13 protein-coding genes and 1 pseudogene are annotated in these 13,571 nt (G+C 60.4%); all 14 read left to right on the forward strand.

From position 1 onward, the window contains the following. Window positions 1-18 precede the first annotated feature (18 nt). The 14 genes and pseudogenes from Thiofri_RS03800 to fabF all read left to right on the forward strand — a co-directional run bounded on the left by Thiofri_RS03800 (window position 19) and on the right by fabF (window position 13,568). On the forward strand, window positions 19-204 hold the full coding sequence (locus Thiofri_RS03800) for a DUF2065 domain-containing protein (RefSeq protein ID WP_009150385.1): 186 nt from the start codon (window positions 19-21) through the stop codon (window positions 202-204). Window positions 205-307: 103 nt separating this feature from the next. Further along, entirely contained in the window at window positions 308-1,510 is a 1,203-nt protein-coding gene (locus tag Thiofri_RS03805) for an ATP phosphoribosyltransferase regulatory subunit (protein WP_009150386.1), read from the forward strand. Window positions 1,511-1,622: 112 nt separating this feature from the next. Next, window positions 1,623-2,915 (forward strand): adenylosuccinate synthase, encoded by a 1,293-nt coding sequence (locus tag Thiofri_RS03810; protein ID WP_009150387.1) that lies wholly within the window; start codon window positions 1,623-1,625, stop codon window positions 2,913-2,915. Window positions 2,916-3,031: 116 nt separating this feature from the next. Next, a complete protein-coding gene (locus tag Thiofri_RS03815; protein ID WP_009150388.1) occupies window positions 3,032-3,313 on the forward strand; it encodes an OadG family protein in 282 nt (93 codons plus the stop codon). 143 nt (window positions 3,314-3,456) lie between these two features. Further along, entirely contained in the window at window positions 3,457-5,271 is a 1,815-nt protein-coding gene (oadA, locus tag Thiofri_RS03820; protein WP_009150389.1) for a sodium-extruding oxaloacetate decarboxylase subunit alpha, read from the forward strand. A 4-nt stretch (window positions 5,272-5,275) separates the two neighbouring features. Continuing rightward, complete coding sequence (locus Thiofri_RS03825) at window positions 5,276-6,409, forward strand: sodium ion-translocating decarboxylase subunit beta (protein WP_009150390.1); 1,134 nt, start codon at window positions 5,276-5,278, stop codon at window positions 6,407-6,409. Between the two features lie 96 nt (window positions 6,410-6,505). Then, entirely contained in the window at window positions 6,506-7,108 is a 603-nt protein-coding gene (locus Thiofri_RS03830) for a YceD family protein (RefSeq protein WP_009150391.1), read from the forward strand. A 176-nt stretch (window positions 7,109-7,284) separates the two neighbouring features. Beyond that, a complete protein-coding gene (rpmF, locus tag Thiofri_RS03835; RefSeq protein WP_009150392.1) occupies window positions 7,285-7,464 on the forward strand; it encodes a 50S ribosomal protein L32 in 180 nt (59 codons plus the stop codon). 202 nt (window positions 7,465-7,666) lie between these two features. Next, window positions 7,667-8,656: pseudogene (gene plsX, locus Thiofri_RS03840) on the forward strand (phosphate acyltransferase PlsX); the annotation flags it as partial. A gap of 143 nt (window positions 8,657-8,799) precedes the next feature. Further along, entirely contained in the window at window positions 8,800-9,756 is a 957-nt protein-coding gene (locus Thiofri_RS03845) for a beta-ketoacyl-ACP synthase III (protein ID WP_009150394.1), read from the forward strand. Window positions 9,757-9,833: 77 nt separating this feature from the next. Continuing rightward, the gene (fabD, locus tag Thiofri_RS03850; RefSeq protein WP_009150395.1) at window positions 9,834-10,823 is read left to right on the forward strand and encodes an ACP S-malonyltransferase; all 990 of its coding nucleotides are present in this window, start codon (window positions 9,834-9,836) and stop codon (window positions 10,821-10,823) included. After that, window positions 10,820-11,563 carry a 3-oxoacyl-ACP reductase FabG gene (gene fabG, locus Thiofri_RS03855; RefSeq protein ID WP_009150396.1) on the forward strand — a complete coding sequence of 248 codons (744 nt, stop codon included), beginning with the start codon at window positions 10,820-10,822 and terminating at the stop codon, window positions 11,561-11,563. The genes fabD and fabG overlap by 4 nt, the downstream gene beginning before the upstream one ends. 104 nt (window positions 11,564-11,667) lie before the next feature. Then, window positions 11,668-11,904: an acyl carrier protein gene (gene acpP / locus Thiofri_RS03860; protein WP_009150397.1), complete on the forward strand. Its 237-nt coding sequence runs from the start codon at window positions 11,668-11,670 to the stop codon at window positions 11,902-11,904. A gap of 425 nt (window positions 11,905-12,329) precedes the next feature. Beyond that, window positions 12,330-13,568 (forward strand): beta-ketoacyl-ACP synthase II, encoded by a 1,239-nt coding sequence (fabF, locus tag Thiofri_RS03865; RefSeq protein WP_009150399.1) that lies wholly within the window; start codon window positions 12,330-12,332, stop codon window positions 13,566-13,568. The last annotated feature ends 3 nt before the right edge of the window (window positions 13,569-13,571 follow it).

The following is a 13,571-nucleotide window of genomic DNA, read 5'->3' on the forward strand; positions in this document are numbered from 1 at the left end:
GTCTGGGCTTGGTTTGCGATGTGGCATGATTTCCTGGCGGCGCTGGCTTTGGTGTTCGTCATCGAGGGGATCATGCCCTTCGTGGCGCCCAGGGCTATGCGCCAGATGATGGAAGACGTGGCGCGCCAGACGGATCGCAGTCTGCGTATTGCGGGCCTGCTCAGCATGGCCGGTGGTGTCACGCTGCTCTACTTCGTTCGTTAGCTGACAACTTGCCCCATGATCTCCAATTCCGCACCCTCGGGCCGCTGTCGCCCGCACAGCTCTCGCTGTTTCGTCACCGCACCCTGACCCCGGCAACCAGGCCATGACAATACATCAGGACCGCTGGCTGCTCCCGGCCGGCATTGAGGAAATTCTGCCCCAACAGGCGCGCGACATGGAGCGTCTGCGCCGCTGCCTGCTCGATCTGTTCGATACCTGGGGCTATGATCTGGTGATTCCGCCCTTTATCGATTATCTCGAGAGCCTGCTGACCGGCACCGGGCGCGATCTCGATCTCCAGACCTTCAAGCTGACCGATCAACTCAGCGGGCGTCTGCTCGGCATTCGTGCCGACATGACCCCGCAGGTGGCGCGCATCGATGCGCATCAGTTGCGGCGCGAGGAACCGACACGGCTGTGCTATCTCGGCACTGTGCTGCACACCCGCTCGGACGGCTTTGCCGGTACCCGCAGCCCGATGCAAATCGGTGCTGACATTTACGGCCATGCCGGAGCTGAGAGCGATGTCGAAATTCTCAGGCTGCTTCTGACCACCCTCGAGACCGCCGGGATCAGCTCCGCCTATCTCGATCTCGGGCATGTGGGCATCTTTCGTGGCCTTGCCGAACAAGCGGGGCTGACGCGGGAGCAGGAAATGGCGCTCTTTGGTATCCTACAGCGCAAGGCCAGTACTGAGCTTGATGCGCTGCTTGATGAGGCTGGCGTGCAGCCTGCGGTGGCGGATATGCTGCTGGCGCTGGTCGAGCTGAACGGCGATGATGCGCTCGAGCGCGCCGGTGAGCGGCTGGCGCGGGCGCAGGACTCCGTGCATCGGGCAATCGAGAATCTGCGCCAGATTGCCGGCGCCTTGCATGCCTGGTTACCGCAAGTGCCGGTGCATTTCGATCTCGGCGAGCTGCGCGGTTACACCTACAAAACCGGGGTGGTCTTTGCCGCCTTTGCGCCCGGCTGGGGACTCGAAATCGCGCGCGGCGGGCGTTACGACGCTATTGGGGAGTTTTTTGGCCACGCCCGCCCAGCGGTGGGTTTTAGTACCGATCTCAAAGGTCTGATTGAGCTTGCCGCACCAGCGGCATTGTCGGATCATGCCGCGGCCGTGCTGGCGCCGAACGATCATGACCCTGAGTTGCAGGCACTGATCGGCGAATTGCGGGCATCCGGTCGGCGGGTACTGACCTGGCTGCCCGGACAACATGGCAGCCCGGGTGATCTTGGCTGCGAGCAGCGGATCGACTATTGCGACGGACGCTGGCAGCTGGTCCCTGTGGAGGCTGGCAAGGGCTGATGGGGCGGGGTTGGACATCGCCAGTGACGGCCATTCAGACAACGACCTTTTCGCTGTTTTTGAAGAACAAAGCGATATTTGAACCGGCTCAGACCGGGTGAGTAGAGGCATTATGGGCAAGAATCTGGTCATCATCGGGACGCAATGGGGCGACGAAGGCAAGGGCAAGGTGGTCGATCTGCTGACCGAGCGCGCCAATGCCGTGGTTCGCTTTCAAGGCGGGCACAATGCCGGGCATACCTTGGTCATCGATGGCGAACAGACCATTTTGCATCTGATCCCCTCGGGCATTCTGCATGCGGGAGTCGAGTGCTTCATCGGCAATGGCGTGGTGCTGGCACCGGATGCGCTGTTTCATGAAATCGACACCCTTGCCGCCGGAGGAATCGCGGCTGAAGAGCGCTTGCGCATCAGCCCCGGTTGCGCGCTCATTCTGCCTTACCATATCGCCCTCGATCAGGCGCGCGAAAAGGCGCGTGGCAACAAGGCCATCGGCACCACCGGGCGCGGTATCGGTCCGGCTTATGAGGATAAGATCGCCCGGCGCGGTATTCGCCTTGGCGAGCTGCTGAACCCGGGCCATTTTGAGGCGCGCCTGCGCGAGGTGATGGAGTATCACAACTTCGCGCTCAAGGCCTATTTCAAGGCCGACCCTGTCGATGTCACGGCCACTTTGGATGCAGCACTGGCCTGGGCCGAGCGCATCCGGCCAATGGTGGGTGATGTTTCAGGCCGGTTGCACGAGCTGCGCAATCAGGACGCCAACATTCTTTTTGAGGGCGCGCAGGGATCGCTGCTCGATATTGACCATGGCACCTATCCTTTTGTCACCTCATCGACCACCACCGCCGGCGGTGCCGCCTCGGGCAGTGGTGTCGGGCCGCTTGATCTGGATTACGTTCTTGGTATCGTTAAGGCTTATACCACCCGGGTGGGCGGCGGGCCTTTCCCGACTGAGCTTTTCGACGCCGATGGCAATCATTTGGGCGAGCGCGGCCATGAGTTTGGCGCCACCACCGGGCGCAAGCGCCGCTGCGGCTGGCTCGATATGGTCGCCCTGCGGCGAGCCTTTGCGGTCAATAGTGTTTCCGGGCTTTGTATCACCAAGCTCGATGTGCTCGATGGTCTGGAGCAAATTCGCATTTGCACCGGATATGAGCTTGACGGGAAGACGCTGGATGCACCGCCCATGGGCGCCGAGGACCTTGCACGCGTCAAGCCCATCTGCATTGACATGCCGGGCTGGCGGGAATCGACCGAAGGCGCGCTGTCGCTGGAGGACTTGCCCTCGGCGGCGCGCGAGTATCTCAATCGCATTGAGGAGCTGAGCGGTCGGCCGATCGATATCATCTCGACCGGGGCGGATCGGGCGCAGACCATTTTGCTGCGCCACCCGTTCGCCTGAAGCGGACGGCTGTTGCTGGCATGATAGGCACTGGTCGAACCCCGGAGAAAACCGGAGAAAACCGGAGAAAACCAGAGCCCAGACCGGAGCATGACGCAGACACAGGAGTGGGGTAGATGGAGTCGGCAGTAATTGACACCCAAATGATGGGGGAAGGCCTGCGGCTGATGCTGATTGGCATGAGCATCGTCTTTGGCTTTTTAATGCTGTTAGTGGTCTTGCTGCGTGGCATGTCCTGGCTTGCCACCCGCCTGGCACCGGCCGACCTCCATGATGGAGCGGCTGGCTCGGTTGCTGTAGCGGCCGGGACCGGGGTCGGGGCGCCAGCGGCGGAGACTGAACTGATCGCGGTGCTGGCGGCTGCGGTGGCTCGCTATCGAGCGCGGCAGCCTAGCTAGGCCGTGCCCAGGTGTGCCCAGCCAAAAGGGGTTCTGACCAATGTCCAAGCCAAGACGAGGCTCATACCCGCGTCTGGCATCGGCGCCCAGTTGCCGCGCTGGTTTTTCTATTGACTGACGGAAACTGCTAAGAGATTTCCCGCATGAATCAGACCAAAGCTCTCGGCATCACCGATGTGGTGCTGCGCGACGCCCACCAGTCGCTGCTTGCCACTCGCATGCGCATCGATGACATGCTGCCCATCGCCGCCAAGCTCGACCAGGTCGGGTTCTGGTCACTCGAGTCCTGGGGCGGCGCGACCTTCGACGCCTGCATCCGCTACCTGGGCGAGGACCCTTGGGAGCGCCTGCGCAAGCTCAAGGCCGCCATGCCCAACACTCGCCAGCAGATGCTGCTGCGCGCGCAGAATTTGCTCGGCTACCGTCATTATGCCGACGATGTGGTCGATGCCTTCGTCGAGCGCGCCGTCGTGAACGGCATTGATGTCTTCCGCATCTTCGATGCCATGAACGATATCCGCAATTTCGAGCGACCGGTCAAGGCGGCCCTGGCAACCGACGCCCATGCTCAGGGCGCGTTGAGCTACACCGTGAGCCCGGTGCACAACATCGACTACTGGGTTGATCTCGCCCGGCGGCTTGAGGATCTCGGTTGTCACTCCATCGCCATTAAGGACATGGCCGGTCTGCTGCGCCCCTATGTGGCAGAAGAGCTCATTGGGCGCCTGAAGGAAACCTGCTCGGTGCCCATCGGCATGCAATGCCACGCCACCACCGGGCTCAGCACGGCTTCTATCCTTAAGGCCGCTGAGGCCGGCATCGACATGGTCGACTCGTCCATCTCCTCGATGAGCATGACCTACGGCCATTCGCCGACCGAGTCCGTGGTTGCCATCATGCAGGGGACGCCGCGCGATACCGGGCTAGACATCAATCTGCTCGAGGAAATCGCTGCCTACTTCCGCGAGGTGCGCAAGAAATACGCCCGTTTCGAGGGCGCGCTCAAAGGCGTGGACTCGCGCATTCTGGTCGCCCAGGTGCCGGGCGGCATGCTTACCAACATGGAAAACCAGCTGCGCGAACAGGGCGCGACCGACCGCCTCGACGCCGTGCTGGAAGAAATCCCTAAAGTCCGCGAGGACTTGGGCTATATCGCGCTGGTCACGCCTACTTCGCAGATCGTCGGCTCCCAGGCGGTGCTGAATGTGCTGATGGGTGAGCGCTATAAGAGCATTACCGGGGAAACCGCCGGGGTGCTCAAGGGCACTTATGGCTCGACGCCAGCGCCGGTGAACAAAGACTTGCAGACACGGGTGCTTGAAGGTGCGCAGCCCGTCACTTGCCGCCCGGCGGATCTGATTGAGCCGGAGCTGAAAAAGCTAACCGCCGAGCTGAAAAAGCTCGCCAAAGAACGCGGCATCCGTCTGGCCGATGCGGTGGTGGACGATGTCATTACCTATGCCATGTTCCCGCAGGTCGGCCTGAAGTTTCTGGAAAATCGCGACAATCCCACTGCCTTCGAGGTGCCGCCCTGGGAACTCGACCAGCGCGAGGCGGCCGAAGCCAGCACCGCAGCGGCGCCCGCTGCCAGCTCGAGTCCCGGTTCAGCCGGCGGCCCGGAGGCCTACCGTATCGACGTCAATGGCAAGAGCTACAATGTGCGCGTTTCGCCAGCAGGCGCGCTCGACAGTGTCGCCGCAGCTCCCGCGACAGCTGCGCCAGAGGCGGTCGCGCCGGCGGGCGAGCACCAAGTCATCGAGTCTCCACTGGCGGGCAATATCGTCAAAATCCCGATCAGCGCCGGGCAGTCAGTCGCTGCCGGTGACGTGGTGGTGGTGCTTGAGGCCATGAAGATGGAAACCGAAGTGCGAGCACCAGCGGCCGGAGCAGTGGTCGAGATCCGGGTGAAGGAAGGCGACTCGGTGTCGCTGGGCGCTCCCCTGGTTGTGTTGGGATAATCCCGTGGAAGAATTGCTCAAACTCTGGGCGTCCATGGGGATCGCCAACCTGGCCCCGGGTCAGGTGCTGATGATGGCGGTCGGCGGTGTGCTCATCTACCTCGCTATTGCGAAGAAGTTCGAGCCGCTGCTGCTGGTGCCAATCGGCTTTGGGGCGCTGCTGAGCAACATTCCTGTCGCCGATATTGGTGGGCATGATGGGATGATCGGCCAGATCTATGCCGTTGGGGTCGAGACCGGCGTCTTCCCGCTGCTGATTTTTATGGGGGTTGGGGCGCTGACCGACTTCGGTGCGCTGATCGCCCGGCCCTCGACACTGCTGCTTGGCGCGGCTGCGCAGTTCGGCATTTTTGCCACGCTGCTTGGCGCGGTGGCGCTGAATTTCGTCCCCGGGTTTGATTTTTCCCTTCAGGATGCCTCGGCCATTGCCATCATCGGCGGCGCCGACGGGCCAACGGCGATTTTTCTGGCGTCTCGGCTCGCGCCTGATCTGCTCGGCGCTATTGCCGTGGCTGCTTATTCCTATATGGCCTTGGTGCCTATTATCCAGCCACCTATCATGCGCGTCCTGACCACCAAAGAGGAGCGCGCGGTGGTGATGCAGCAACTGCGGCCGGTGTCGCGGCTGGAGCGCATGCTGTTTCCTTTTGTGGTGCTTCTGCTGTGCGCCATGCTGCTGCCCTCGGCCGCGCCACTGATCGGCATGCTCACCTTTGGCAATCTGCTGCGCGAATGCGGCGTGGTTGAGCGCCTGAGCCGCGCGGCCCAGAACGAAATCATCAACATCGTCACCATCATGCTCGGCTTGGCAATTGGCTCCAAGCTGTCGGCGGAAAAATTCCTGACCCTCGAGACCCTGGGGATTCTTGCGCTGGGCGCTCTGGCTTTCGCCATAGGCACTGCCGCAGGAGTGCTGATGGGCAAGATCATGCACCGTGTTACCGGCGGTAAGGTGAATCCGCTGATCGGTGCTGCTGGTGTTTCAGCCGTGCCCATGGCGGCGCGCGTCGTCAATCGCGTCGGGCTCGAGGAAAATCATCAAAACTTCCTTCTGATGCATGCCATGGGGCCGAATGTGGCGGGAGTCATCGGCTCGGCCGTCGCAGCCGGAGTGCTGTTGGCCCTGACGGGGGGGTAATCTGGTGCTCCTCACAGTTTGTTGGTCTTGTTTTAAGTCCCTGAGTCATCGGCGTTATTGACCGCGAATAGAGCGCCGGGCTATACTGAGCGGCTGATGTCGAAGGATTTGCCTGACTTGCCTGACTTGCCCGATCTGCCAAGCCTGCCAGATCTAATGGACCCGGCGCGGGCTGTCGCGCATTCTCAGCATTATGCCGGCACAATCAGCGCCAGTGCCTTGGCGCGGTTGCAGTCGCTAATTGCAGAGCCGTGTGAAGACCTGGTTTACAGCTTGCGTTTTGGTCGGGATGACGCGCGCCGCTCTGTCGTGCATGTCGCCGTTCGGGGCAGGCTTCGTTTAACATGTCAGCGCTGTCTTGGGATGATGGACTGGCTGTTCGATGAGCACTCGGTGCTCGCGCTGGTGCAGGGTTTCGATGAAGCGGCCCGCTTGCCGGATGACTATGATCCGCTGCTGCTTGAAGAGCCATTGTTGCGGCCGCTGCGGTTAATTGAGGACGAGGTTCTGCTTGCAGTTCCTGCGATTACAAGGCATTTGCAGTGCGATGGGCCAGGTTCGCTCCCGGCCGATCTGCCAAGGCCGATGAGGCCAGAGCCCTTGAGTTCAGAGCCCTTGAGTCCAGAACGGGTGCGGGAATCTGACCAGGATGTTTCGCCCTTTGCTGTTTTGGCTGAGTGGAAAGCAAATCGGCGCTAACATCATGTGAGCATCAGTGGTTGCCCATATTTTCGCCAGGTTTTTGCCGGTTTCTCACCAGATTTTTTAGCGGCCTGCGTTTGACGTCGGCCCTGTGTTTTTTTCGGTTTCTGCTCGAGGGTTCTGGCAGTTGTCTGCGTGGGACCCGCCGGGTATTTAAGTTTTTGGAGATTCCAATGGCTGTTCAGCAAAATCGTAAAACCCCGTCAAAACGCGGCATGCGCCGTTCCCATGACGCGCTCTCCAAGCCAACGCTGGCGGAAGATAGCACCACGGGCGAGCTTCATCGTCGCCACCACATGACAGCGGACGGGTTTTATCGCGGTCGTAAGATCGTCGATAAGACAGTGGACTGAAGCGTCACTGACGGCTGCCCGAAAGGGCAAGAACTGCCCGTCGTGGCGTTGAGATGCTGAAGCTTCTTTTTTTGCCTGGCCAAGTTTTGCTTTGCGCCTGCCCGGTCTTAAAGGTCCTGCCTGGTCCTAAAGACATTGTCTCTTGCCGATCATGGTCAGGAAATGGCGTCCGCCACGCCCAAGGTCATCGAGGATTGCTGATTTGAGTTCGAGTCACATCATAGCCCTCGATGCCATGGGGGGGGATCATGGTCCGGACGTTGTGGTGCCGGCAGCCGTTAACTTTCTCAGCAAGGCGAAGGATACGTCGCTGATTCTGGTCGGTCGCGAAGAGCGACTGCGGCCTTTGTTGGGCGACAAGGCCGGGCACCCGCGTCTTAGCTTGCATCCAGCGTCGCAGGAAGTTGGCATGGATGAGCTACCCTCCAAGGCGCTGCGCAACAAGAAAGATTCGTCCATGCGCGTGGCGCTTGATCTGGTCAAGCAGGGTCGCGCGCATGCCTGCGTCAGCGCGGGCAACACCGGCGCTCTGATGGCGACCGCCCGCTTTGTGCTCAAGACATTGCCGCATGTCAACCGCCCGGCCATTATGACCGCAGTCCCGGCAGTGAACGGTCGCACCCACATGCTCGACCTCGGTGCCAATGTCGAATGCACTGCCGAGCACCTGTTTCAGTTTGCGGTCATGGGCAGCGAGTTGGTGCGCGCTGTCGATGGTCTGCAAGCGCCGCGCGTGGGCTTGTTGAACATCGGCGAGGAAGAGATCAAGGGCAACGAGCAGGTCCGCAATGCGCATGAACTGCTGAGCAAGAGCACGCTCAACTTCGTCGGTTACGTCGAGGGCGACGATATTTATCTTGGCGATGTTGATGTGGTGGTCTGCGACGGCTTTGTCGGTAATATCGCGCTCAAGACCAGTGAGGGCGTCGCGCGTTTGTTGGCCCATCGACTCAAGGCGCACTTCAGCCAGAATCTGCTCACGCGGCTATCCGGGCTCATGGCGCTGCCGGTGCTGCGCGCATTCCGACAGGAAGTTGATCCACGTCGTTACAATGGCGCCAGTCTGCTTGGTCTGAGGGGCATCGCCATCAAGAGTCACGGTGGCGCCGATGAGCTTGCGTTCGAGAACGCCATCCATATCGCGCGTAAGGAAATTTTAAGCAACATCCCTGAACGTATTGAGCATGAGGTAGCCGCGCATTTTGTTGTGCCCGAATCGGCCTCCCCCTCAGAGACTCAATCGTCCCCTGAACCAAGTCTCAAATTCAATTCGGTCGCTTCCTTGACGGCTGGTGCCGATGGGGTAGTCGATCAGCAGTCAGGGGCGGTTCTCTGATGGCCTTTGCGAAGATTCTCGGTACTGGCAGTTATTTGCCAGAGAAAGTACTGACGAATCATGATCTTGAGCAGATGGTCGATACGACGGATAGCTGGATTCGAGAACGCACAGGCATTGAACAGCGGCACATCGTTAAAGAAGGTGAGACCTGTGTTGACTTGGCTGAGATGGCGGCGCGCCGCGCGATCGAATCCGCCGGCATTGCCGCAGACGAGATCGACCTGATTATCGTGGCGACCACTACGCCCGATCAGATCTTTCCGAGTAACGCCTGTTTGTTGCAGCATCGGCTCGACATTCATGGCTGCCCCGCCTTTGACGTGCAGGCTGTTTGTACGGGCTTTGTCTACGCGCTCTCGGTGGCGGATAAATTCGTGCGCACCGGTGCCGCGCGCACCGCCTTGGTGGTGGGGTCCGAGACGATGTCGCGCATCGTCGACTGGACTGATCGCATTACCTGCGTGCTCTTTGGCGACGGAGCCGGAGCCGTGGTGCTCCGTGCGAGCGAGGAACCGGGCATTATTTCCTCCCATCTGCACGCCGATGGAACCTATAAATCCCTGCTTCAGGTTCCGGCTGGCATTGGCAACGGCAGCACGGGCTCGCCCTACATGGAAATGAAGGGTAACGAGGTCTTTCGCGTTGCCGTGACCACCTTGGGGCGCATTGTTGATGAGGCGCTAGATGCCAATGGCATGGAACGCTCGGATATCGATTGGCTGGTGCCCCATCAGGCCAATCTGCGTATCATCCAGGCCACCGCACGCAAGCTTGATCTGGACATGGAACAGGTGGTGATTACAGTCGGCAAGCATGGCAATACCTCAGCGGCCTCCATTCCGCTGGCACTTGACCAAGCGGTGCGCGATGGCCGCATCCAGCGGGGGCATACCTTGCTGATGGAGGCTTTTGGTGGTGGCTTTACCTGGGGATCGGTGCTGGTGCGCTTTTAGTCGATGGACGCGCAGATCTTCCGACCAACGACGGTGAAACTTCGTCAATTTTTGCATCTGCATCAACGAAACGAGCAATGACCAAACGACTGGCCTTTGTATTCCCTGGACAGGGTTCGCAATCTGTCGGCATGCTGAGCGATCTGGCGACAGCGTTTCCCCAGGTGAAAGAAACCTTTGCCGAGGTTTCCGACATCTTGGGGCATGACATGTGGTCGCTGGTTAGCGCGGGGCCTGCTGCGGATCTCGACCAGACAGAGAACACCCAGCCTGCGATGCTGGCGGCCGGGGTTGCCCTGTGGCGGTGCTGGCGCGACAGCGACCGGCCAAAGCCCGATGTGCCCGATGTGCCCGATGTGCCCGATGTGCCCAATGTGATGGCTGGGCACAGTCTCGGCGAATACAGCGCTTTGGTCTGCGCCGGCGCCTTGGAGCTGTCCGACGCGGCGCGCCTGGTGGCCGTGCGCGCCCGGCTGATGCAGGAGGCGACGCCTATTGGTTCCGGTGCCATGGCGGCCATTCTGGGTCTTGATGATGAGCAAGTAGTGCAACTGTGCGCGGATCAGGCGGGCAATCAGGTGCTAGAGGCGGTAAACTTCAATGCGCCCGGGCAGGTGGTGATCGCTGGGCAGCGCGAAGCGGTGGAAAGAGCCTTGCCAGGTGCCAAGGCACTGGGCGCCAAACGCGCACTCTTGCTGCCGGTCAGCGTGCCCTCGCACTGCACCTTGATGCGCCCAGCCGCCGAGCAGCTTCAGGCCGCATTGGCGCAGTGCCCGATGCGCATGCCCGAGATTGCGGTCATTCAGAATGCCAGCGTGGCGGCGGCTGCCGATATCGAACAAATCCGCGAGTGGCTCGCCCAGCAACTGTATCGTCCGGTGCGCTGGGTGGCGACCATTCAGGCTATTGCCGATCGGGGTGTGGAGCTTTTCATTGAATGCGGGCCCGGCAAAGTGCTGGCTGGCCTCGGTAAGCGCATCGACAAGACGCGACCGACCAGGGCTATCTTCGATGCCGAAACACTGCGGGCGGCCATGACGGAGGCTCAAGACAGAGGCAATCCATGATGGAAAATGAAATCGCACTGGTAACGGGTGCAAGCCGCGGCATTGGTCGCGCGATCGCAGTTGTGCTGGGTCAAGCAGGCGCGCGAGTGGCGGGCACGGCTACTACCGAAGAAGGCGCGCAGCGCATTCAGCAGGAACTCATCGGCCAAGGCGTGCGCGCGCTTGGGTTGTGCATGAATGTCACAGACTCAGCCAGCATGGACGCGGCGCTTGCGCGCATCAGCGACGAATTCGGCGCCGCGCCTTCGATCCTTGTCAACAATGCCGGCATCACCAAGGATAATCTGATGATGCGCATGAAAGACGAGGAGTGGGACGCGATCATCGCCACCGACCTGAGTGCGGTTTTCCACCTGACTAAACGCTGCATGCGGGCGATGACCAAGGCGCGCCATGGTCGTATCATCAATATCACCTCGGTCGTCGGCTTCAGTGGAAACGCCGGGCAGACCAACTACGCCGCAGCCAAAGCGGGCTTGGTCGGGTTTTCCAAGTCGCTCGCGCGCGAAATCGGGGGCCGTGGTGTCACTGTCAATTGCGTCGCACCGGGCTTCATCGCCACTGACATGACAAGTGCCCTGCCAGATGCGCACCGCGATGCACTGCTTGGGAGCATTCCGCTCGGGCGGCTTGGGCAGGCCGAGGAAGTGGCTGCCGCTGTTGCATTTCTCGCCTCGCCTCAGGCCGGGTACATTACGGGCGAGACCCTGCACGTCAATGGTGGCATGCTGATGGATTAAGGGCCGCGAGAGGCGGTTTTCGGCTTTCAAATAGGGGTTTTTATCTCTAAAATACCGCGACCCTCGCCCCTTGGGGGTTTCATTCACCGGAGGTTTGTCAAACAATGAGCAGCGTTGAAGAGCGAGTCCAGAAAATTGTCGTCGAACAGTTGGGCGTCAAGGAAGAGGAAGTCACCCCGGAGGCTTCCTTCGTTGACGATCTCGGTGCCGATTCGCTCGATACTGTCGAACTGGTCATGGCACTTGAAGAGGAGTTCGAAACCGAAATCCCCGACGAGGATGCCGAGAAGATCACCACCGTCAAGCAGGCGGTCGATTACATTAACGCCCATTCGGGGTAAGACAGGATTTTGGGGGAGGCCCCCATGCAGACTGAATTGAGACTTTCCTGAGTTCGGTTCATCCGTGCCGCCCAAATTCTGAAATCTGGGTGTCGCGATGTGCCGGATGGGACCGGATGGGCCAGAAGTGCTCGCGGAGGTTCTCGATGGCGTCGCATGCCGGGGTGGAGCGGCTGTCGATGGATTTCACCATGTGAATTTCATCCAGCCTGGTGGGAGTTGCCGTGAAACAACGGCGTCTCGTCCGCTGGGTTAGCCGGGATCATCAGCCTTAAGCACCTTCAGCATAAGTGCCCCCAACAGTCTGTTCGTCAGGTTTTTGATGCCCTATCCGTGCGGATCTGTTCGGTTCTCCACCCGGTTCTACCGGGGGCGAACTTGGCTCAAAGGGCATTCGTCAGCAGGAGCAAGTGAAGAGGTGATACATGTCAGGTAGAAGAGTCGCCGTTACCGGTCTGGGTATTATTTCCCCCGTCGGGCTCAATATCGCCTCCGCCTGGGACAGCATCCTGAATGGCCGTGGTGGCATTCAGGCCATTACGCACTTCGATGTGACGCCCTTCAGTACGCGTTTTGGTGGTCCTATCTATGACTTTGACGCAACCGAGTATGTGTCGAAGAAGGATCTGCGCAAGATGGATGCCTTCATCCACTACGGCATCGCGGCTGGCACGCAGGCGATCCGCGATTCCGGGTTGGAGATTAACGACGCGAATCGCGAGCGCATTGGCGTTGCGGTTGGTTCGGGCATCGGTGGTATCACCGGCATCGAAAACAACTATGGCAACTATCTCAGTGGCGGGCCGCGTAAGATCTCGCCATTCTTCGTGCCGGCCAATATCGTCAACATGGTGGCCGGGGATCTGTCGATCAAATTTGGTCTCAAGGGGCCGAATTTCTCCATCGTCTCGGCTTGCAGTACCGGTACCCACAACATCGGCGAGGCGGCCATGATGATCCGCCATGGCATGGTGGATGTGATGATTGCTGGTGGAGCGGAAATGGCGACCTCGCCGGTTGGTCTCGGTGGTTTCGCCGCCGCGCGGGCGCTCTCGACGCGCAACGATGATCCCCAACGGGCGAGCCGCCCATTCGACAAGGATCGTGATGGTTTCGTGCTCAGCGATGGCGCCGGCATTATGGTACTTGAGGAGTACGACATGGCGCTCGCTCGGGGCGCCACCATTTATGCCGAGCTTGTCGGGGTGGGCATGAACTCAGACGCCTACCATATGACCGCGCCATCCGAGGACGGGCAGGGCGCCTGTAACTGCATGAAGCTGGCGCTGGCCGATGCTGGCCTCAACCCCGATCAGGTTGACTACATCAATGCGCACGGTACATCCACCCCAGCCGGGGATATTGCCGAGGTCAAGGGTGTTAAATTGGCGATGGGCGATCATGCCAAGCGCGTGGCAGTGAGTTCGACCAAATCCATGACCGGCCACATGCTTGGTGCAGCCGGTGGAGTCGAGGCCATTTTCTCGGTGCTCGCTCTGCGCGATCAGGTGGCGCCACCCACCATTAACTACGAAACGCCCGACCCCAACTGCGACCTTGACGTGGTGCCTAATCAGGCGCGCGAGATGCCGATGAAGGTTGCGCTCAGCAACTCCTTCGGGTTTGGCGGCACCAATGGTACTCTGATTTTCGCACAGGCTTGAGGG

This window comes from Thiorhodovibrio frisius (assembly GCF_033954835.1).
GTDB lineage: Bacteria > Pseudomonadota > Gammaproteobacteria > Chromatiales > Chromatiaceae > Thiorhodovibrio > Thiorhodovibrio frisius.